Source organism: Glutamicibacter nicotianae, assembly GCF_006539525.1.
Classification (GTDB): Bacteria; Actinomycetota; Actinomycetes; order Actinomycetales; family Micrococcaceae; genus Glutamicibacter; species Glutamicibacter nicotianae.
This window is the reverse complement of the sequence record NZ_BJNE01000008.1, coordinates 25,654-46,598: the sequence shown is the minus strand read 5'-3', so window position 1 is coordinate 46,598 and position 20,945 is coordinate 25,654. Positions and strand designations below refer to the sequence as shown.

17 protein-coding genes are annotated in these 20,945 nt (G+C 61.8%); 5 read left to right on the top strand and 12 right to left on the bottom strand.

Annotated elements, in window-relative coordinates; translation table 11 throughout:
• Positions 1–682 precede the first annotated feature (682 nt).
• From trxA to ANI01nite_RS10475, 5 genes are all read right to left on the bottom strand, one after another.
• Entirely contained in the window at positions 683–1,006 is a 324-nt protein-coding gene (gene trxA, locus ANI01nite_RS10495) for a thioredoxin (RefSeq protein WP_038992752.1), read from the bottom strand.
• A gap of 28 nt (positions 1,007–1,034) precedes the next feature.
• Entirely contained in the window at positions 1,035–2,000 is a 966-nt protein-coding gene (gene trxB / locus ANI01nite_RS10490) for a thioredoxin-disulfide reductase (protein WP_066142780.1), read from the bottom strand.
• 100 nt (positions 2,001–2,100) lie between these two features.
• The gene (locus ANI01nite_RS10485; protein ID WP_141357885.1) at positions 2,101–3,690 is read right to left on the bottom strand and encodes a hypothetical protein; all 1,590 of its coding nucleotides are present in this window, start codon (positions 3,688–3,690) and stop codon (positions 2,101–2,103) included.
• Between the two features lie 126 nt (positions 3,691–3,816).
• Positions 3,817–5,574: a murein biosynthesis integral membrane protein MurJ gene (gene murJ, locus ANI01nite_RS10480; RefSeq protein ID WP_255314501.1), complete on the bottom strand. Its 1,758-nt coding sequence runs from the start codon at positions 5,572–5,574 to the stop codon at positions 3,817–3,819.
• Complete coding sequence (locus ANI01nite_RS10475) at positions 5,558–6,097, bottom strand: NUDIX domain-containing protein (RefSeq protein ID WP_038992756.1); 540 nt, start codon at positions 6,095–6,097, stop codon at positions 5,558–5,560. Before ANI01nite_RS10475 ends, murJ begins: the two co-directional genes overlap by 17 nt.
• 124 nt (positions 6,098–6,221) lie before the next feature.
• Between ANI01nite_RS10475 and ANI01nite_RS10470 the strand changes: the two genes are divergently transcribed.
• Positions 6,222–7,673 (top strand): CCA tRNA nucleotidyltransferase, encoded by a 1,452-nt coding sequence (locus tag ANI01nite_RS10470; protein ID WP_141357883.1) that lies wholly within the window; start codon positions 6,222–6,224, stop codon positions 7,671–7,673.
• A 583-nt stretch (positions 7,674–8,256) separates the two neighbouring features.
• On the top strand, positions 8,257–8,379 hold the full coding sequence (locus tag ANI01nite_RS17005; RefSeq protein WP_255209577.1) for a hypothetical protein: 123 nt from the start codon (positions 8,257–8,259) through the stop codon (positions 8,377–8,379).
• A gap of 186 nt (positions 8,380–8,565) precedes the next feature.
• On the opposite strand, the gene ANI01nite_RS10465 is transcribed toward ANI01nite_RS17005, so the two are convergent.
• From ANI01nite_RS10465 to ANI01nite_RS10435, 7 genes are all read right to left on the bottom strand, one after another.
• Positions 8,566–9,651: an inositol-3-phosphate synthase gene (locus tag ANI01nite_RS10465; RefSeq protein ID WP_073707176.1), complete on the bottom strand. Its 1,086-nt coding sequence runs from the start codon at positions 9,649–9,651 to the stop codon at positions 8,566–8,568.
• Between the two features lie 296 nt (positions 9,652–9,947).
• Positions 9,948–11,180, bottom strand: coding sequence for a DUF6716 putative glycosyltransferase (locus ANI01nite_RS10460; RefSeq protein WP_255314500.1), 1,233 nt, complete (start codon positions 11,178–11,180; stop codon positions 9,948–9,950).
• Positions 11,181–11,188: 8 nt separating this feature from the next.
• A complete protein-coding gene (locus tag ANI01nite_RS10455; RefSeq protein WP_141357879.1) occupies positions 11,189–12,214 on the bottom strand; it encodes a hypothetical protein in 1,026 nt (341 codons plus the stop codon).
• The gene (locus ANI01nite_RS10450; RefSeq protein ID WP_141357877.1) at positions 12,211–13,554 is read right to left on the bottom strand and encodes a polysialyltransferase family glycosyltransferase; all 1,344 of its coding nucleotides are present in this window, start codon (positions 13,552–13,554) and stop codon (positions 12,211–12,213) included. Before ANI01nite_RS10450 ends, ANI01nite_RS10455 begins: the two co-directional genes overlap by 4 nt.
• A complete protein-coding gene (locus tag ANI01nite_RS10445) occupies positions 13,551–14,558 on the bottom strand; it encodes a glycosyltransferase family 2 protein (RefSeq protein WP_141357875.1) in 1,008 nt (335 codons plus the stop codon). Before ANI01nite_RS10445 ends, ANI01nite_RS10450 begins: the two co-directional genes overlap by 4 nt.
• A gap of 76 nt (positions 14,559–14,634) precedes the next feature.
• Positions 14,635–15,528 (bottom strand): N-acetylneuraminate synthase family protein, encoded by an 894-nt coding sequence (locus tag ANI01nite_RS10440; RefSeq protein WP_128470879.1) that lies wholly within the window; start codon positions 15,526–15,528, stop codon positions 14,635–14,637.
• A gap of 12 nt (positions 15,529–15,540) precedes the next feature.
• On the bottom strand, positions 15,541–16,725 hold the full coding sequence (locus tag ANI01nite_RS10435) for an acylneuraminate cytidylyltransferase (RefSeq protein WP_073707173.1): 1,185 nt from the start codon (positions 16,723–16,725) through the stop codon (positions 15,541–15,543).
• A 240-nt stretch (positions 16,726–16,965) separates the two neighbouring features.
• Between ANI01nite_RS10435 and ANI01nite_RS10430 the strand changes: the two genes are divergently transcribed.
• The 3 genes from ANI01nite_RS10430 to ANI01nite_RS10420 are packed head-to-tail and all read left to right on the top strand — an operon-like array spanning position 16,966 to position 20,894.
• Positions 16,966–18,429 (top strand): glycosyltransferase family 87 protein, encoded by a 1,464-nt coding sequence (locus tag ANI01nite_RS10430; protein WP_141357873.1) that lies wholly within the window; start codon positions 16,966–16,968, stop codon positions 18,427–18,429.
• The gene (locus tag ANI01nite_RS10425; RefSeq protein WP_141357871.1) at positions 18,426–19,859 is read left to right on the top strand and encodes a phytoene desaturase family protein; all 1,434 of its coding nucleotides are present in this window, start codon (positions 18,426–18,428) and stop codon (positions 19,857–19,859) included. Before ANI01nite_RS10430 ends, ANI01nite_RS10425 begins: the two co-directional genes overlap by 4 nt.
• Positions 19,860–19,862: 3 nt before the next feature.
• The gene (locus ANI01nite_RS10420) at positions 19,863–20,894 is read left to right on the top strand and encodes a YdcF family protein (protein WP_141357869.1); all 1,032 of its coding nucleotides are present in this window, start codon (positions 19,863–19,865) and stop codon (positions 20,892–20,894) included.
• Positions 20,895–20,945: the final 51 nt, after the last annotated feature.

The following is a 20,945-nucleotide window of genomic DNA, read 5'->3' as shown; positions in this document are numbered from 1 at the left end:
TGCCTCGGGTTTTGAAGAGTGTAGCTCCACAGCGCCGGAGTTTCCTTGCAAAGACTCTGCCGCCGGTCCTGATGGAACCCCTGCTCTGGATACAGGAAAGGTCGACGCACTCCGGGGCTGCTAATACATTCAAGAGCCCGGCTCGATAGCTCAGGCTGTCGCATGATGGAAGGATCCTATACAAAGGCGACACTGAACGGCACTGTCCTGCTCTCTCAAAGAAAAGACTGCTGCATGCGTTTTTAAATCCGCATGCAGCTGCCACTCCTTGAAAGTCGGAGGCGAAGCATTCGGGATCGAGAGCTGGCCGACGGGTAGTCCCTGCAACGCAGAGCAGGTTGCAAAATGCACCGGAACAAACAGCACTGAATCACCGACGCAGGCCTCGAACTTGGCGAGCCATTATCCGAGCAGAAAGTGCGAGCTCGACTCATCGAAACCAAGTATTGATGCATTAAGTCTTAAAATGGTACCAAGAATCCAAAAACAAAGTATACATACTGATATTTCAACGTTAATCGTCAAAACGTCTTCAAATCAAAGAACAGCCCCCATCTGAGCTGGGGTCAGGGCTGGAACATACCCCGGAATGGGAGAACTAGCAAGATTTTCACAAGACATCGGTTAAAACAGGAGTGGAGACCTACCTTGCGGTTGGTCTCCACTCCAATGACGTATCGACTTACAGGTATTCTGCGAAGTCCTTCTCGATGACAGCCTTTGGCTTGGCACCAATGGAAGTGGCAACATGCTCGCCACCCTTGAACACGTACACGGCAGGGATGCTGGTGATGCCGTACTTGGCGGCAATTGCCTGGTTCTCATCGACGTTGACCTTCACGACGTCGACCTTCGCAGCGTGCTCTTCTGCGATCTGATCCAGGATCGGACCGAGCTGGCGGCAAGGGCCGCACCATTCAGCCCAGAAATCAACGATGACTGGCTTTTCGGCATCCAGGACATCAGCCTGGAAGGTTGCTTCAGTTACTGCTTTTGCGTTGCTCATGAGAGACAACCCCTTTCTGAGAAATCTGTTAGGCGGTAGCGAGGGTTTCGGAAACGTTGGCCAGGTAGTGCTCCACGTCCTGGGCCGCGGCGCAGCCCGAACCGGCTGCGGTGATGGCCTGGCGGTAGGTGGAGTCGATCACGTCGCCGGCAGCGAAGACACCTGGCAGCGAGGTCTTGGAAGAGCGGCCTTCAACGGCGATGGTGCCTTCGGAAGTCAGCTCAAGCTGGTCCTTGACCAGATCCACGCGAGGGTCGTTGCCGATGGCTACGAAGATGCCGGTGACATCCACGGTGGTTTCCTCGCCGCTGGTGCGGTTCTTCACGACCAGGCCCTCGACCTTCTCTGCGCCGTTGATGCCGACGACTTCCGAGTCCCAGATGAACTCGATCTTCTCGTGGGCCAAGGCACGGTCGGCCATGATCTTCGAGGCGCGCAGCTCGTTGCGGCGGTGCACCACGATGACCTTAGAAGCGAACTTTGTCAGGAACAGTGCTTCTTCCATGGCCGAGTCGCCACCGCCGATCACGGCGATGGTCTGCTCGCGGAAGAAGAACCCGTCGCAGGTGGCGCACCAGGAGACGCCATGGCCGGAGAGGCGCTTTTCATCTTCCAGACCCAACTCGCGGTAGGCAGAGCCCGTGGAGACGATGACAGCACGTGCACGGTAGACGGTGCCGTCGGCCAGGGACAGCGTCTTGATTTCGCCCTCGAGGTTCATTTCCGTGACGTCATCGAAGAGGATCTCGGCGCCGAAGCGTTCGGCCTGCTTCTGCATGTTGTCCATCAGATCAGGGCCCATGATGCCCTCGGGGAAGCCCGGGAAGTTTTCCACGTCGGTGGTGTTCATCAGTTCGCCGCCGGCGGTTACTGAGCCTGCGATGACTAGTGGGTTCAGATTCGCACGGGCGGTGTAAACCGCGGCGGTGTAACCGGCCGGACCGGAGCCGACAATGATGACGTCGCGGATTTCGTCGTTCTGTGCTGAAGTCACGGGGGGAGAACCCTTTCGTTCTAATAATGCGAGGTGGGTAGCAAGGTCTAACCTCACTATCCACCTCAACGCATTGCTTTCGTAAAAAATTCCGCTTCTATTACTTGGCGGAGAATTCACCGATCTGCAGACCGAATGGCCGCGAATCGTTGCCACCGGATGCCTTGCGAGGCAGCTCGGTGATGTCCAGGAATACGTGGGATCCTTCCATGTAGTCCTTGTCGTCGCCCTTGACAGTTACCGATACCGAAGGGCCGGAGAATGAGCCCTTGGCTACCGACTTGGCATCGCCCAGATCGTCGGAGTCGCCGACGAGGATCTCGTAATTGCCGCCGGTGCCGTTCAGGCCCTCGAGGTTGACCTCGGAGATCTTGGACTTCTCGTCCAATTCCAGGATGAAGACCATGTTGGAAGCGAAGCCGCCAAAATCAGCTGTGGTGTACGAGTAGGTGGCATAGGTGCTCGACGCGTTGCCATCGATCATCTGGCCCAGCTTGCCATCGGTTTCGGAATTCAGCTGCTGGTTGCCGGGAACGAGGCGGGACACGTCATCGACCTTCGGGGCAGGCAAGGACTCTTCGGTAGGTTCCTGTTCCTTCTCGGACTCGGAAGGCTTCTCCGAGGATTCCACGGCAGTTGGCGTCTCGCCCTCTGCGGTGGTGTTCTTGTCGCCACCTAGGAAGTTGAAGGCGAAGACCACGGCAACGACCAGCACGATCAGCAATACGGCGCCAACGAGCAGGCGAGTTCCCTTGGATCCGCTTTCTTCCTCTTCCTGCTCGTCGACCTGCGGGTCTTGGGCGGGAGCGTTCTTGGCTGCTGCCGGGAAGGTCGAGGCCTTAGGCGCGGCTGCGGCGGCACCTGCAGCAGCCGCTGCGCCTGTGCCGGCTGCGGCCGCTGCTGCTGCGCCCTTCTTCTTTGCAGGCTTTTCTTCTTCCTTGGCCGGCTCTTCCTTGGCAGGCTTGGCCGGGGTGTTGCCCTTGGACTGCGCTGCGGCGGCTAGCGCCGCGGTTGCGGTGACGTTAGGTTCGTCGTCGTCCAGACGGGTGACCTTCGGCTTGTCTTCGGCCGTTGGATTTTCAGCAGGGGCAACCGGGGTGGCGACGGTGTCGGGAACCTGTTCGTTCGGCGCGGTCTGGTCGAACTGCTCCTCTTCAGGCTGTTCCTGGTTCTTCTTGCCGAAGCGGTTCTTCAGCCCCGCGAAGCCCCCAGCCAGGGCGGAACCGATCTTGCCTTGATGTTCTGGTTCGTCCTCGTACTGCAGCTGCTCGTAGTACTCGTTGTCGTCTTCGTAGGTTTCGGGGACAGCCTGGCGGGACTCGCCAAAGATCTCGGTGCCGAGGGTATCGGTGAAGAACGGCTCGACGTATGGAGCGTCGTCGGTTTCCAGAACCAGGTCCAGCAGGTCCGAGGACCGCGCGGTATTGGCGACTAGGTAGGTCTGGTTGGAGTCGGTGATGCCCAGATCCAGCACCTGGACGTTCGATGCGCGCTCGCCCATGGCGATCTCGCGTGCGCTCGTTGCCAGCTGCGAGGAATTCTCCACGGAAGCCACCATGATGCTGACCGAGCGGTTCAGTACCTGGTCTACGCCACCGAGTACCAAGTCTCCTTCAGCTGATGAAAGGACACTCTCAGTTACCTGGTAGCGGCCGCTGAGGACAGAGCCGACATCGATTGGCTGCGACACGTGCATCTCCAAGGGGTTGAATTTGGTTCGGTGGCGGTCCACAGACCACCACCTGTCATGTTACCGGTCAGCTCCGGCTATTTGGTGCCTATTTGCCCAGAATCACTAGCAAGTTTCAGCGGATTTTCAGAGATTCAATCCCGGGATTCTGCGCAGGATCGGACCGAGGAACGACTGGAGCTCCGGAACCTTGGTCTTGTGCAGCAGGCCGATGAACACGATGCCCATCAGCAGGGCGACAACAGCCACCGAAATCAGCGCGCTCACTACTGAATCGTAGGCGAATCCGAAGCTGAATCCTCCCAGCAGCCAGAGCGCTACGCAGCCGACGATAGCCGACAGCGTAGCCATCCACCCGACTCGGATGTAGGTGTCGATGACCGAGGAAACATCGTAGCTGCCGTAGCGGCGCTTGATCAGATAATGGGTGCCGATGCAGGTCAGCACGTTGGTCAAGCCGTAGATGAAGGCAATGGCGGCGGCGATATGCAGCGGGTCAACCACGGCGGCCGCGGTGAACGCCAGGACCAAACCGACCGCTGCCGTGGCCGATTGGATCAGCATCGGGGTGCGGGTATCTTCTTCCGCGTAGAAGACACGCAGCATGAAGAACTGCAGGGACTTGAACGGCAGGCCAAGCGCGGTGAGCACCAGCAGCTGCCCCAAAGCGCCCGCGGCCTGCGCCGCATGCTCGGAGCTGCCGGCAAACAGCCTGCCCAGCGGCCCGGCCAGCACGATGAAGACCAGCGTGCAGAACACGATGGGGATGGCGGTGGATCGCATGCCCTGGTTCAGCAGCTGGCCGACATCCTTGCGGCGGTTCTCGGTGAACGCCCGGGCGAAGTCGTTGAACAGCACGGTGGCGACAGTCAGCGCGAATAGCGAATGCGGCAGCACGGTGATCAGCTGCGAGGTGTTCAGCGCGTACTCGCCGGCGACCGAGGCGGCCTGTTCGGACGGCAGCTGCGCTCGAGCTGCGGTAGCGCCGGAGACGATCTTGGAGTAGGCGAGCGAGGAAAGATTGCCGATCACCATGGCCGCCAGCGTCCAGATTGCCAGCTTGCCCACATGGCGCAGGCCCATGCCGCGCCATTGGAAGTCCAGGGTCAGTTTCAACCCGGTCTTCTTCAACGGCCAGAACAGCACGACTGACTGCAGCACGATGCCCAAGGTGGCTCCGCCCGCCAGCCACATGGTCTTGATGCTGTTCCACTCCTGCATCGGGTCGCCCGACGAGTAGGCGCCGAAGGTCAGGATGAATGCGCCAATGACGATCAGCTGGATGACGTTGTTCACCGCCGGGGCCCACATGAACGCGGCGAATCGGCCGTTGGCGTTCAGCACCTGGCCCAGGACCGCGTAAAGCCCGTAGAAGAAGATCTGCGGCAGCGACCAGTAGGCAAATGCAGTTCCCAGCGCGATCATCGGCTCGGTCCAGTTACTGGTGAGCACCGTGATCAAGGGCCTGGCGCACAGCGTGAGGATCAAAGTCAGGATCCCCATGCCCACCACGGTCAGCGTGACCAGCTTGGACGTGTACGCGGCACCGCGATCCTTGGCCTTGGAAGCCTTGATCAGCTGCGGGATGAGCACGACATTGAAAATGCCGCCGGCCAAGAGCATGTAGATGATGGTGGGGATGACATTGGCTTTTTCAAAGATGTCGGCCACCGAGGTGACCGAACCAATGGCCATCGCCAGCAAGGCCGTGCGCACGAAGCCCAGCAGGCGGGAAACCATCGTGCCGGAAGCCATCAGGGCATAGATCTTGGAACGCGATCCTGCCGGTTGGGCTATCGGCTGCCGGGGAGGTTCGGCGACGATGTCCGTGGCTCCGGTGTTTGGCTGGTCGAAGCCGGCAGTTGGATTAGGAACCTGGGACATGCTTTGTAAGGACCTCGCGTGCCAGATCGGCGATCCGGCGCTCATTAGGGAAGGACAGGCGCTTGCCCAGGGAACCCAGCGGCACCCAGGCAACATCGACGGCTTCATGATCGGGATCATTCTCGATCGTCAGATGCCCGCCGGTAGCTTCCAGCAGAAAATGGTGCACGGTCTTGTGCACACGGTAATTCGTCACGGTGAACCAGTAATCGACCGAACCCAGCGGGGCGAGGATGCGTCCAGCAATGCCGGTCTCTTCCTCGATTTCGCGGATAGCCGCTTCCTCGTTGGTTTCCACGCCCTCCGGGTGGCCCTTGGGCAGGCACCATTCCAGCCGTCCGCCACGGTTGTAGCGGGCAATAATTGCCACTGGCAACTTGGGGTCGTCGAAGTCGATGACGATGCCTCCGGAAGAGACTTCTTCTACGGTCGGCAAGCTCGTATGACCGCCAGTTGCCTGTGCGCGAGCCATTGACGCAGTCAATGGAGTGCGCTTCGGGGCAGACGGGATCGGTCGGTTCATAGAACCACTCTATCGAGAAAGTGCCGCTAGCCGCCTGATCGACGTGGACAAGTAAGTTATCTCGCAGGCAAATTCGCCGAAATCTCAAGCATTCTTGCCGGATTTCTGGCACGCTTAAGTAACTATGCATGCACTTCCCTCGCCTGACGCGCTGCGTCAGATCCTGCCCTCGGTCATTTTCGACTTGGCCGACCGTTTCGTTCGGGCCGGCCATGAATTGTCGTTGGTAGGTGGGCCGGTTCGCGATCTGTACCTGGGACGCGTCTCCCCGGACCTGGACTTCACCACGAGCGCACGTCCGGAAGAAACCATCAAGGCAATTTCCGGTTGGGCCGATAACATCTGGGATGTAGGACGCGAGTTCGGAACGATTGCCTTCAAGAAGGGCGAGCACACGCTAGAGGTCACGACCTACCGTGCTGATGCCTATGACAAGGAATCGCGCAAGCCCATCGTCGCCTTTGGCGATAACTTGCACGATGACCTCTTCCGCCGCGACTTCACCATGAACTCGATGGCGCTGCGATTGCCCCAGCTCGAGCTGGTGGATCCCTTCGACGGCGTGAGTTCCCTGGAAGACGGTTCCATCCGCACCCCCGGTGCCCCCGATGTCTCGTTCTCCGATGATCCGCTGCGCATGATGCGTGCCGCCCGATTCGCTTCGCAGCTGGAGATTGAAGTCAGCCCCGAGGTTCGCCGCGCCATGAGCGAAATGACCGATCGAATCGACATCATTTCCGCCGAACGGATCCGCGACGAGCTGGTCAAGCTGATCAACGGGGCCGACCCGAGCACGGGCATCGACCTGCTGGTGGAAACCGGCCTGGCGGACAAGGTGCTGCCCGAAGTGTCGGCCCTGCGTCTGGAGATCGACGAGCACCACCGGCACAAGGACGTCTACCAGCACTCGCTGACCGTGCTGAAGCAGGCGATGGCGTTGGAAACCGATGAAGCGGGACCGGTGCCCGGACCGAACTTCGTGCTGCGTTTCGCGGCGCTGATGCACGATATCGGCAAGCCTGCGACCCGCAAGTTCGAACCCAGCGGCGCCGTCTCCTTCCGCCACCACGACATGGTGGGTTCAAAGCTCGTGAAGGCGCGGATGCGCGCCTTGCGTTTCGACAAGGACACCACCAAGGCCGTGGCCCGCCTGGTCGAGCTGCATATGCGCTTCTATGGGTACGGCGAAGCGGGCTGGACCGACTCGGCGGTACGCCGCTATGTCACCGATGCCGGCGACTTGCTGGAGCATCTGCACCGCCTGACGCGTTCGGATGTCACCACGCGCAATCGCAAGAAGGCTGACCGCCTGGCCTTTGCCTACGATGACCTCGAGGCGCGTATCGCCAAGATTGCCGAGCAGGAAGAGCTTCAGGCGATCCGTCCTGATCTCGATGGCGAACAGATCATGCGGTTGCTGGAGATCAAGCCGGGCAAGGTGGTTGGCCGGGCCTACAAGTTCCTCCTGGAATTGCGTATGGACGAAGGTCCACTGGGCGAAGAGGTCGCCACGGAGCGCTTGCGTGCGTGGTGGAAAGAGCAGCCCGAAGCCCAAGAAACGCCTACCGAGGGGTAACTTTTGGCCTGAATGCTATTGGAAGAGCACCTGGAATCCGCGTGGATCCAGGTGCTTTTGCCATTCCCGGAAAAGTACTTAAAGTTTTTGCTCTCGCTTGTAGCGCATTGGGCTTATTCCATGTATGCTGAATACTGTGATTGGGAAGTCTCAATGAGACTTGCGGATCGAGACAAATTTTCAGACAGGCCCCATGGCTTCCATGGCTGGTCGAGAGCAGATTTTAGGAGGTGGCGAAATGATTAATACCACTTGGTACACAGAGACTCATCGCGGAGCGCGATTTAATGGCGGCTCTCCAATGACTCGTCTGTGCAAGCGCATTTCCCCAACCTCCGGACAAGCGGATTCCTAGCTCACGGTAAATCCCGCCTAAGTTCCTGAGGTTGCAGGTCAGTAATCGACTCTCACCCTTAGGAACTTTTTTCATGTCCAGTCCACTGTTCTCCTCATCCGCTCAACGGGCAGTTCGCACCTCGGAATTAATCTTCGCAGGACCAGAAAGCCTGAAAGCTCGCGCAATTTCAACCACGCGACAAGATCTTCCCTCCCCTTCGACTTTGACCGAAAGGAGGGACAGCAAATGAAAAAGCGTCAAGACAAGCGCAAGTTCACCAACCTTGACAGCACCGAGTTCAATCGCCGCATGCGTCAGCGCGAGCTGAAGAACCATGTGCCACCAGAAATGTACCTGCGAATTCGCTAGGCCCGGCAACGCCATTACCGTTGCCAGCTAACTAGAATCCGAGGTACCAGTGATGAACTCGCAATGCATCGCCCAGAGGCCCGCCGGCCTGCAAGCCGGCGGGCTTCTCCGCATCCAAAGAACTTTTGAATACAGCAATGGCCAGGACATCAGTCCTGGCCATTGCTTTCCCGCCGCAGCGGAAGATTAGCGTTCGATGTCGCCGCTGATGAAGGCTTCCACCTTGTTGCGTGCGGTCTCATCGTCGTACTGCTCTGGTGGCGACTTCATGAAGTAGCTCGAGGCGGACAGGATCGGGCCGCCGATGCCGCGGTCCAAGGCGATTTTCGCTGCGCGAACGGCGTCGATGATCACGCCGGCCGAGTTTGGCGAGTCCCAAACTTCCAGCTTGTATTCCAGATTTACCGGAGCGTCGCCGAAGTTGCGGCCCTCGAGGCGGACAAACGCCCACTTGCGGTCGTCAAGCCATGAAACATAATCGCTCGGGCCGATGTGGACATCGTCGTCACCCAGGGCGGCGGAGGTGTTCGAGGTGACTGCCTGGGTCTTGGAGATCTTCTTGGATTCCAGGCGATCGCGCTCGAGCATGTTCTTGAAGTCCATGTTGCCGCCAACGTTCAGCTGGTAGGTGCGGTCCAGGACCACGCCGCGGTCTTCGAACAGCTTGGCCATCACGCGGTGGGTGATGGTTGCGCCGATCTGGCTCTTGATGTCGTCGCCAACGATTGGCACGCCGGCGTCGGTGAACTTCTGCGCCCACTCAGGGGTGCCGGCGATGAATACTGGCAGGGCGTTGACGAACGCAACGCCTGCATCGATGGCGCACTGCGCGTAGAACTTGGCGGCCTGCTCGGAACCCACTGGCAGGTAGCAAACCAGGACGTCGACCTGGTTGTCCTTCAGGGACTGCACCACGTCGACTGGCTCTGCTGCGGACTCTTCAATGGTCTCGCGGTAGTACTTGCCGAGGCCGTCAAGGGTGTGGCCGCGCTGGACGGTTACGCCGGTGGCTGGAACGTCGGCAATCTTGATGGTGTTGTTCTCGCTGGCCAGGATGGCTTCCGAGAGGTCGAGGCCGACCTTCTTGGCATCGACATCGTAGGCTGCAACGAACTGGACGTCGCCAACGTGGTACTGGCCGAACTGCACGTGCATGAGTCCAGGAATGGTGGAATCTGCATCGGCGTTTCGGTAGTACTCAACACCTTGGATAAGGGAAGTGGCGCAGTTGCCTACGCCTACGATGGCAACGCGAATCGGGTTCGCCGACACATGAACTCCTTATAGAAATGTATAAAACCTTTGGGCAATTGGGCGCGCAGAAGCGCATCGCGCAAATTAGCCCATAATGATCTTAAGTCTTAATGGCTCGCAAACATTCCCAATCGTGCCCCGTATCACCGATTAACTCTTGTGCAGTGGCTCCCGGGCCAGTGCCGCCGAGAGGCAGAGATGCGATCGCCGTGCAGGATTGCCAAGAATCGGTACATGAGCAAAATGCAGAATGATACTGAGGTAACCTATGTTTGCAGGCATGAAATGGTATTCATGAGCAAACTGCTATTAGCTCATGACAAAGAGTTGGCCCCATTCTTGCGGGAATGCCGGTAATGATGGCGTAACTTGACCAAAACCCTGACCAGCGGGGCAGGCAACGTGGTGCGGAGCCGATGGCGCAAAGGCTGGCGTCGAATGTGTGCCAGTACTTCCGGATCGGTGAGCAGCTTGCCGGCTCGAGCCCGATGCGCGAGGATCTCGAGGGATTGGGCGAAGCTGTGGTCGACCCGGTGGAAGTAGTTTTCCCGCAACCAGGCTTTGGTCGGCTCCCCGAAGCTCAAGCCGATGACATCATCCAAGGTGCCAATCACACCGGAGGCCACGAAGACCGTATTGATCATCTGGGCGCTGACACCGAAGTCGGAGAGGATCAGCGTGGGCAATCCGCGATCAAGGGATTCCAGGGCGGCTGTCGACGAGACCGTCACCAGGGCGCTGCCATCGGTCAACGCCTCGCTCATAGATCCGGTATCGAAGCGCAACCGAGAATCCGCGCCGATCCGCTGTTCAGCCTGCAGCTTCTCGAACAGCGAGTCATAGGGGAACGCCTCGAGATGCGTCTGCGGCTCCCCGGCCTTGGCACGGAGCTTGATGAGCACCTCAAGTTCGGGATTCATCCTGCTGGCCTGCTCGAGCGCCAGCAGGATCGACTCGCGTTCGTGCTCCTGGGCCGGAACCTTCGCCTGAGGTGCGAACACCAGCCGTTCGACGACCTGCTTTTGCTCCGGCGGGAAACCCGCCGAGCGCAAGAAGGGCAGCTTGCTGACCATGATGGTCGGCTGATGCCCCTCCTTTCCTTCGATCATGAAGGAGAAATCACGGGCCTCGGCATGCGAATGGCAGATGAACGCATCGCCGGCCCGGCGATAGTTCCATCCCTTCTGCGTGGCGGGGAAGGCGACGCCGGGCAAGGCTGAAATCAGTGCGGTGCAGCGGCCGTCAACCGGCTCGGTGCGCAGGATCCGGGAGTAGATTTCGGCAACGACCGGACCGGTCGCCGACGCGAAGACAATGTCCTCGTCCACGGTGTCGGCTTCCAGCTGGGATACCGAAATCACCTGCAGGGCATCGGCGTCCAGATCCGTGCCTTCGAAGGCGGCGGCGATCTGCTCGGCCGTCGGCATCACCGGGGTCCGCGCCAAATACACATTGCGATCCCATGCGGGACCCAGGCGGGTCAGGAAACTTGTCGCGAGCTTCAGGTAGGAATCGGAATCTGCAATGGCAAGAATTGATGGCTTCATCAGCTGCTTCACACCTTCAACGAACTGGATAGGTGCTCACGCAACTCGAGGGGAGTACCAGGGGTCCACCAGTTGTCAAGCACGGCTTGCGGAAACAGGAAGCGGGCATCGGAACCCAGCAGCAAGCGCAGGGATGGAATCACCGTGGACGGCAGGGCCCGGATTTCCTGGCCCGGCCGCAGGGCACGCAAGCGCATTTCGATGGGAACAGTGTGCTCCTTGAGCACTACCTGGTCAATCTTGGAGATCTTCGCCAGCAATTCCGGCGTCTCACGGCGATGCGGGAAGTAGGCGACCGGACCTTCGGATGCGATCTCTTCGATCCAGCGCAAGTACGGCTGCTCATGGATCAGCTCATCGGCGACCATGGCCGAACCGATCAGCAGGGTAGGCTCGATGAACCGCTCGGCCACCGGCTGGGTAGCAAGCCACTCGAACTTGTGCTGCGCGAACTTGATCCCCAGATCAGCCATCTTCTGGCGGGATTCCGGGTCGACAAACAGCGCCGAGACAATCAGCAGGCGACCCTCGCGGGCCAGCTGGCGCAAGCGATGCCAGGTCGCCAGCCCCATGGCGACACGGGCCGCCGAATTCTTCGTCCGGGCGCGCACCAAGGGGGTGGGCTCGTCGGAGATCAGCTGCTTGATCAGGGCCAGCGTTGCCATGCCGTCGTCGATGATGACGATTTCCTTGGCCCGCACGCCGGCAAGGAGCGTGCGCTGGATCTTGCCCGAATAGGCATCCCCGGTGACGTATCGGTCGGCAGCGCCTTTGGGCTGCGGAGGCTTGCGCGCCGCCGGTTCGAAATGAACCCCATCGGGGGCATGATCCAGCATGGCCTGGGTCGTGGCCTCCAGTGGCATTCCCTGGCGCGGAATGATCCGTATGTCGGTGCCCAGCAGTCCTGCGGCATGCGTTTCCACTGCGGAGAGCAGCTGCAGGGGCGACTCGACCCACACGTGCGCCGTGCCGAAACGGGGGCGTGGCACCTCGTGGGTGTCATGCTGGGTCAGTTTCATCATCGTGAGTGTCATTTTGCCAGTCGGCTCAGGGACTTGGAAAGCGTTTCGAACTGCTTGGAACCATGGCGCAGCACTCGGCGCGAAGCCCCGCGGACCTTCGAGGGCAACGAGCGGCGCGAGCTGATGTGAGCCCAGTGCGGAGGCAGGTCCAGCTTGGTGATGCGGCGGCGCTTGAAGTGGGCCGAGAACTCAGGGTAGTGCGCGGTCAGGAAGGACTCGGCCTGCTCGCGCAGGTGCGGCAGCTGGGCGGCCTGCATGCAGTAGGCCACGGCGATCAGCAGTTCGGTGAGCCGGCCGTCATCGCCAGCGTGCGCCGGAACCGGCAGGTCCTGGACGAACAGTGCGTGGATGATGGACAGCGGGATGCGGTTGGAGTTCTCGTACGGAGCCAGCGCCTGCAGCATCCTGCCGGTGCCCACGGCATGGACTTCCGTGCCCAGGATGTACTTTGCGGTGGCCAAGCCGGTGGAGAAGCAGGAGATCACCACGGCTGGGTTCACCGCCGAGATTACGGTCTCCGCCAGATGATCCGTGTTGAGCAGCCGGAAATCCAGGCCCATGTCCTTGGCTGCCGCAGCCAAGCGGGCCGCCGAGGTGGCGCTGGCCGACGGGTGCGCCTTGAACAGGACGGTGGAAAGCTCCCGGCGGGCCACCTCGTTGAGCATCTCGAGGTGCAGCTCGAATTCTTCCTCGGCGTCCATCAGTCCCAGGGAACCCAGGTACTGCCCGAGGACGAGCGCGCCACCGGAGGGCAGGTCGAATTCGGCGTCCTGGGCCAATTCGCCGAAGATGCCAGCCAACCCGCCGGCCTCCAGGATCTCGCGCCGCGGCTCGAGCTCTGCGAGCAGATGCGGCTGAAGTCCGGGTACCAGGTCCACGTGGATGGTGCCGATGACCCGCTGGCGCAACGGCATGGGCAACCGGTTGCGGGTGGGTCCATAGGACATCAGGCCGTCGGAATGGATCCACAGCTGGGAATCGAAGAAGATGCGCGCCAGGGCGCGGGCGGGATTGACCTGGATGGATTCCAGCACCAAGGTCAGCGGTTCATTGCCCAGATCCCAGGCGCTGCGCAGCAGGCGCTCGAAAATCAGCAGTTCGTCCTCACGCGGGTTGAACTGCGCCGGGCGGCGCGGTGCGGTCAGCGCGGCGAAATCCACCACCCGGTCAAAGCGGGCGGCCAGTTGCTCAAAGCCCGGAACCTCATCCAGCGGTGTGGTCAGTTCCGGAACCTGCGAGCCGTTGGCCAGGACGAGAATGCGTTCATCTGCTTCGGGGAGCAGTCCTGCATCGGCCATCGCGGCCAGAGAAGCAAGCTGGAAGTAGCTGCTGGCTTCAATCAGTGCGATCACTTGGCGGCCCCGATCTGACCTGGCTGGAGGAAGGAGAGGATATGGCGGCGGCGCGCAACATCCATCTCGAGGGCGACCTGGCGGGCCATTGGCGCGTCAACGCTGGTGAATACCTGGCGCAGCTTCTGCTTCATCTCCAAGCGGACTTCTGGCGGGTAGTTCTTCGCGCGCTTCTCGTGATGGCACACGATGGCGAAGAACTGGCGCATCGCCTTGGGCAGGTGGCGATCCGCATCCGGGTGCAGGCGCACCTCGGTGAGGATCTGCGAGTAGGCGGGGATGAAGCCGAGCTGGCGATGGTCGAAGACCTGGGTCAGCGAGCCAGGCAGGCCGCGGCGGTAGAACACCCCGGGGGAGGAGACGACGGAGTAGCGCTCGGTATTCAGGTGCAGCTTCCACAGCCACAGCCGGTCTTCGGCGCTGTGCAGCTGCGCGTCGAAGTACATCAGCTCGCGGGTGCGCATCAGCTCGGTGCGGTACATGCCTGCCCACACGAAGGCGTAGTCCACCATGGACGGGGAATCGATCGGCTCGATGTCGTCGGCCGGGTTCAGCGGCATGCCGCGCAGGGCCTGCGGGGCGCGGTGGATGACCCGGTTGGTGCCGGTGACGCGCACATGGTCGCAGCGCACGAAGTCCACATGCAATTCGGTCAAGGATTCCGCCAGGGCTTCCAAATGCTCGGGGGAGTACCAGTCGTCGGGGTCGAGGAAGGTGAAGTATTCGCCGGTGACCTGTTCCAGCCCGGCATTGCGGGCGGCAGAAACCCCTGAATTCTCCGGCAGCGAGATCAGCTTCAGGCCAGGCAGCTGGTCTTCGTAGCCGCGCACCAGATCGGCAGTCTGGTCATCGGAAGCGTCATCAACCACGAGCACTTCAAGCTCCCAGCGTCCCAGCTTCTGCCGGACCAGGGATGAGAGGGCATCGCAAATATACGCTTCTTGGTTATAGGCGGGGATCACCACTGAAATGCGCCCGGGGATCAAAGTCATTGTGCTCTTCACGGCCTTCCTCATGCAGACAAAAATAAACGGCGGTTGGACCCGTCGGTGAGTCCAACCGCCGGATACGCTGGCGTGCTTAGGCGTCGACGCGGCGCAGGCGCGAGAGCGGAGCCAGCTCGCCTGGGAAGACCTTCTTCACGCCGTCGCCCATGGCCTGCTCCAGGATGCGGATGTCGCGGATCAGCGACTCGAAGCCCTTCGGCTCCAGCGACGAAGCCTGGTCAGAGCCCCACATGGTGCGGTCCAGGGTGATGTGGCGCTCGACGGTCACGGCGCCCAGGGCGACTGCTGCCAGCGAGATCTGCAGGCCGCGCTCGTGGCCCGAGTAGCCCACTGGGACCTGGTAGCGGTCGCGCAGGGTCTCGATCATGCGCAGGTTGGCCTCTTCGGCAGGCAGCGGGTAGGTGGAGGTCGCGTGCATCATGACCAGCTTGCTGGTGCCCAGGGTTTCCACTGCCTTGTCGATCTGCTCGATGGTGGACATGCCGGTGGACAGGATGATCGGCTTGCCGGTTTCCGCCAGGGCCTTGAGCAGCTCGATGTCCGTGACCGATGCGGACGCTACCTTGTGGGTGACTGCACCCTGCTCTTCCATGAACTCGACCGAAGGAACGTCCCATGGCGATGCGAAGGCGTGCAGGCCCTTGGATGCGGCGTAGGAGATGAGCTCCTTGTACTGGGCCTGGTCGAACTCGACGCGGTAGCGGTAGTCCAGGTAGGTCATGTCGCCCCATGGGGTGGAGCGGATCTTGTCGCGCATGTCCATCGGGGTGGAGATGTCCGGGGTGCGCTTCTGGAACTTCACCGCGTTGGCGCCGGCCTCGGCCGAGATGTCGATCAGCTGCTTGGCGATCTCGATGTCGCCGTTGTGGTTGATGCCGATCTCGCCGATGACGTAGACCTGCTGGCCTGCGCCAACCTGGACGTCGCCGATGGCAACTGGCTTGATGTCGGTAGTCATGGAGGTCATGGGTATTGCCTTTCAGTGGGTGAAACTTGGAGAACTCTTGGTGGCGGTGCGTGCGGCGAGAACCAGTTCGGCCAGTTCCCGTACCGCTCCGTGCCCGCCCTTGCGGGTCAGCGTGTGCCGTGCTGCCAGGTGCACGTCGTGGTGGGCATCGGCCACGGTGATCGGCCAGCCGACCAGCGCCATCGCGCCCAGGTCGTTGATGTCGTTGCCGAGGTAGGCGACGCGGGCCGGGTTGATGGATTCGTCAGCCAGCCAGCGGGCCACGTATTCGGCCTTGTTTTCGATGCCGTGGGCCACTTCGACCTTCAGCTTGGCGGCGCGGGCGGCGACCACCGGGTTGGTTTCCTTGGAGAGAATCAGGAACTTCACTCCGGCGGCCCGCAGCCGGGCCACTCCCATTCCATCGGAGCGGGAGACGCGCACGGTTTCGGTCCCGTGCTCATCGACATATGCGGTGTCCGGGGTGTGCACCCCGTCGAAATCCGTGATGACCGCATCGACTTCGATCGGTTCCCGGTTGGCCGGAACGGCCAGCCCGGCGAGCAGCAGGTCTGCCTCGGTATCGATGTCGATGCCGTGCTCTGCTGGAACCTCATGGACCCGGACCTTTCCGAAGAAGCGGTGGCCGGCTTCGAGGAATCCGCGGGTATCCATCACGTAGAAGGCCCCGGTCTCGCGGAAGCGCGGTTCGCGATCCTGGCGGCGCGGACGGTGCAGCTTGTCGTGCCCCACGGCGACCGCTTCGCCCTGCGGATCCAGTCCCCAATGGAAACCGTGGTCCGCAACAGCCGCGAAGCTGACGTCGGCGCGTTGCGAGGCCACTGCCGCAATGGCTGCGTCCAGGTCCGCCGGATCGATGAACGGGCTGGTGCACTGGATGAACACGGTGATCTCTGGCTGGGATTCCGCATTCGCCAGTGCGTGGAGCAGAACTGACTCGCTGCTGGCCGTGTCGCCGGCGATATCTGCCGGTCGATCGATGACCCTCGCCCCGTAGCGGAGCGCTTCGGCCTTGATCTGCTCATGGTCGGTGCTCACCACGACGTCGCTGACTGCCGCCGCGGATCTGGCTGATTCGATTGCGCGGCCGAGCAGCGATTTGCCGCCGATCTCACGCAGGTTCTTAAGCCGGATGCCCTTGGATCCTCCCCGGGCGGGGATGATCGCCATGACGTTTCGCTGGTTGGTTTTGCTCACGAATAAGACGCTATGGGCACAAGTTAACCGGGAGGGGGTATCTGGGTTAACGCACGGTGAAGTGCCGGTGTAATCACCTGTCTGTTTGCTGAATGCTAGGTCAGCAAGCGTTTTACGTTTCCGGGAGCGGGTTGCGGCAGGGGCGGGAAGAGCACTGCGTTTCGGTAAAAGATCAAGGCGTCTGATGAAATCCGAGTGTGCACGCCGGTGCTGGGGCGCAGAACATCTAGGCTGGATGGTATGCACGAGCCTAACCAGTCACAGCCCACGCGTGGCCCGCTGCGCATTACCGTGCCTTCACGCGCTGACGGGTTCCTCCGGCAATTCACCGCAATGATCGGCGGCCCGCTAGGACGGCACAGCGACCCGGGCCGAGTCGATCCCGGGTTCTTCAGCGTGGAACGGGTCATCATCCTGATGACCACCGTGGGCGCGCTGCTGATGCTCCTTGCCAAGAACCCGTGCCGGGTCAACGGGTGGACCGGCAACAACCCCTATGTCTATGCGTGCTACAGCGACTGGGTCCCGCTGTTCTCCGCCCGCGGCTTCGCCGAGAACCCCTGGGCGCCGTTCAGCGCCGCCGCCGAGTTCGAGTACCCGGTGCTGATGAGCTCGGTGGCCTCGGCAGTCGCCTCGATCATCCCCACGGGGATCGAGAACCGTTCGCTGCTGTACTTCGACATCAACCTGCTGCTCGTCGCGATCCTGTGGATGGCAACCGTGGTCGCCACCCTGCGGATGACCGGGCGCCGTCCGTGGGATGCCGCCATGGTGGCGATCGCCCCGGGCATCATCCTGGCCGGCAGCATCAACTGGGACATGTGGGCTGTGGCCTTGCTGGCTCTGGGCATGCTGGCCTTCGCCCGGAAGCATACGGTGCTGGCGGGGGTGCTGATCGGCCTCGGTGCGGCGATGAAGATCTATCCGTTCTTCGTCCTCGGCGCGGTGCTGGTGCTGGCCATCCGCACCGGCAAGCTCAAGACCTTCTGGGTGACCGGCGGAACCGCCGCGGCGACCTGGGTGCTGGTGAATCTTCCCTATGCGCTGGCGTTCCCCGACTCGTTCATGCACTTCTTCAATTTCTCCTCCGAACGCGGGGCCGGCTTCTCCAGCTTCTGGCACGCGTGGAATGTCATCGCCGATAACCGTGAAGGGGTTCCGCTCTTCGAAGCGAAGCAGATTTCCCGCTACGGGCTGATCCTCTTCTTCCTGTGCTGCGCGGGTGTGGCCGTGCTGGGGCTGGCGGCCAAGCGCACCCCGCGCCTGGCTTCCATGGCCTTCTTGATCATCGCCTCCTTTGTCATGGTCAACAAGGTGTATTCGCCGCAGTTCGTCGTCTGGCTGATTCCGCTGTTCGCACTGGCCCTGCCGCGCTGGCGCGAGTTCGTGATCTGGATGCTGGTGGAAATCGCCCACTTCTACGGGGTCTGGTACTACCTCGATTCCCTCTCTGCCGAAGAAGTGCAGAAGGCCTTCCCGGAGACCGGCTATGCGGTACTGGTGCTGGCCCATATGGTGATGCTCGGATACCTGATGTTCCTGGTGGCGCGTTCGATGCTCGATCCGCGCCACGACCCGGTGCGCGCCGTGGGACAGGACGATCCGCTGGCCGGTCCGTTTGCCGGGCTGGAAGACCGCTGGACCCTGCGCGGGCTGCTGCCCCAGGCCAAGCCGGAGAAAGAAGCGGCGGGCAAGAAGCCATGAGCGATGTTGCAGTAGTCGGTGCCGGCCCCAACGGGCTGGCCGCCGCGGCGGTTGCCGCCCGGGCCGGATTGAGCGTCACGGTCTATGAAGCCAACGGCACCATCGGCGGGGCCGCCAGAACGCAGCCGCTCAATGGCTCGGCGGCGAAATTCGATCTGGGCAGCGCGGTGCATCCGATGGCCATGCAATCCCAGGCGATGCATGAACTCGGTGTCCATGACCGGGTGGACTTCATCGTCCCGGAGCTGTCCTTCGCCCATGTGCTGGATCGGCGGACCGCCTACGCGTACAGGGATCTGGAACGCACCGGGCAGGAACTTGGCGGCGCGGATGGCCAGATGTACACCCGGCTGCTGGGGCCGCTGGTAAAGCAGATCGACGCAGTCAGCAACACCCTGCTCAACCCGCTGTTCAAGGTGCCCTCGCATCCGGCGGCACTGGCAACCTTCGCCGTCAGCACGGTGGCCGGCATGGCCGTGAAGGACCTCTTCTCCGGGAAATTCGAGCGAGCCGCAGCGCTCTATGCAGGCTGCGCGGCCCACGTCGCCGGCGGTTCGCGCGGGCCGGCCAATGCCGGGGCAGGGCTGTTCCTAGCGGCGGCGGCGCACGCCAAGGGGTGGGCCATCCCGCGCGGCGGCTCCCAAGCCATCAGCGATGCGCTGGCCGCAGAGGCGATGGAGCACGGAGCAAAAATCCTCACCGGAACCCGCATCGAGCATGTCGATGAGCTTTCTGCACGCAACGTCCTGTTCGATACCTCCGCCGAAAGCGCTGCCAAGCTGTCGGCCGCGCACCTGCCCGAACGGCTTTCGCACGCGTTGAGCGGCACTCGGCGCTCGCCGGGAAGCTGCCTGGTGCACTACGTGCTTTCGGAGCCGATTCCGTGGCGCGATCCGACGCTGGCCCAGGCTGGCACCGTGCACCTGGGCGGCACCGCCGTGCAGGTAGGAAAGGCCGAGCGCGCCGCGGTGCGCAGGGGAGCGGCGAAGCCGTTCATGATCGTGGCCCAGCCCTCGCAATTCGATGGCTCGCGGGCGCCGCAGGGCCAGCACGTGATCTGGGCCTACTGCCATGTGCCGCTGGATTCCCCGGTGGACATGAGCCGTGAACTGGAGGACATGATCGAACAGGCAGCCCCGGGATTCGCCGAGACCATCATCGAATCGCATGTGGTGACCGCGAAGGACCTGGAAGCGCAGAACTCTGCGCTGGTCGGTGGCGATCTTTCCGGGGGAACCATGGATCTGCTGGGCAGCATCAAGCGGCCGCGGATCTCCCCGGACCCGTGGTACCTGCAATCCAAGGGCCTGTACCTGGTGTCCTCGGCCGCGCCCCCGGGTCCGTCGGTGCACGGCATGGGTGGATTCCTCGGAGCCCAATCGATGCTCAAGCGGGAATACGGAATCGAGAACTGGAAAGCGGAGAACTGACACATGATGGACGCGGCATTCGAGCAACTCCCCGGATTGGTTTTCCTGGCAGTGCTCTGGTGGCTGTTCATCTGGCAGTACCGCAAGGACCCGCGCCGCCTGGGACTCGCCGTCCTGCTCTTGCCGCTGGTGCTCTTCAGCATTTCGGCGGCGGCTGGCCTGCTCTCCAGCGTGCTTCCCGGATTCGGGCTCCTGTTCTCCATCGTCCTGGTGCTGACCCCGCTGATGGTCGTGGTCTTCGGCGCGGCCCTGATCTACAACGGGATCTTGATGTGCCGGCGCGAAGGTGCCAAGCCCGCGAACCTGCTGTCCTTGGTGGCCGGGCTCGCGGTCTTCATCCTGCCGGTCATTGCGGTGCTGCTGATCCGGATCCAGTCATGGTGGACCTATTCGCTCGCTTTCGTCCTGTTCATGGCCTCTGTCTTCACCGCGAGCCTGTTCACCATGCTGCTGCTGTATGCCTGGGTTCACGCGAAATTCCCTGCCAAGGGCAAGGGCGCCGCCGTGGTGGTGCTCGGCGCCCGCGCCATCGATGGCAAGGTCACCCCGCTGCTGCGCGGCCGACTGGACAAAGGCATCGAACTGCATGAGCGGCAGGCGGATCCCCGCCCGTTGATGGTTCCTACCGGTGGCCAGGGCCGTGATGAGGTCGAGCCAGAAGGCGTGAGCATGGCCCGCTACCTGCGCGAGCAGGGCATCGCCGATGAGCAGATTCTGGTGGAAGACCGGGCCAGGGACACCATCGAGAACCTGCGGTATTCCGATGCCCTGGTTCGCGCCCAGCGTCCGGAAGGCCAGCTGTGGCTGGTCACCAGCGACTATCACGCACTGCGGGCCGCGATGGCCTCACGCCAGCTCGGCCTGGATGCCCGTGCGTTCGGCGGGAAGACGGCGGCCTACTACCGTCCAAGCGCCTTCCTCAGGGAATGCTTAGCGATCGTGCGGGATCAGAAGAAGCTGATGGTCTTGCTGGCCCTGCCCTTCGCGTTGGCCATCGCAGGAATGATGTACGTCCTCACGACGAGCTACCTATGACCGTCCTCCAACTGCCGTGGAAATGTGGGTCCATGCACCATATGGTGCATG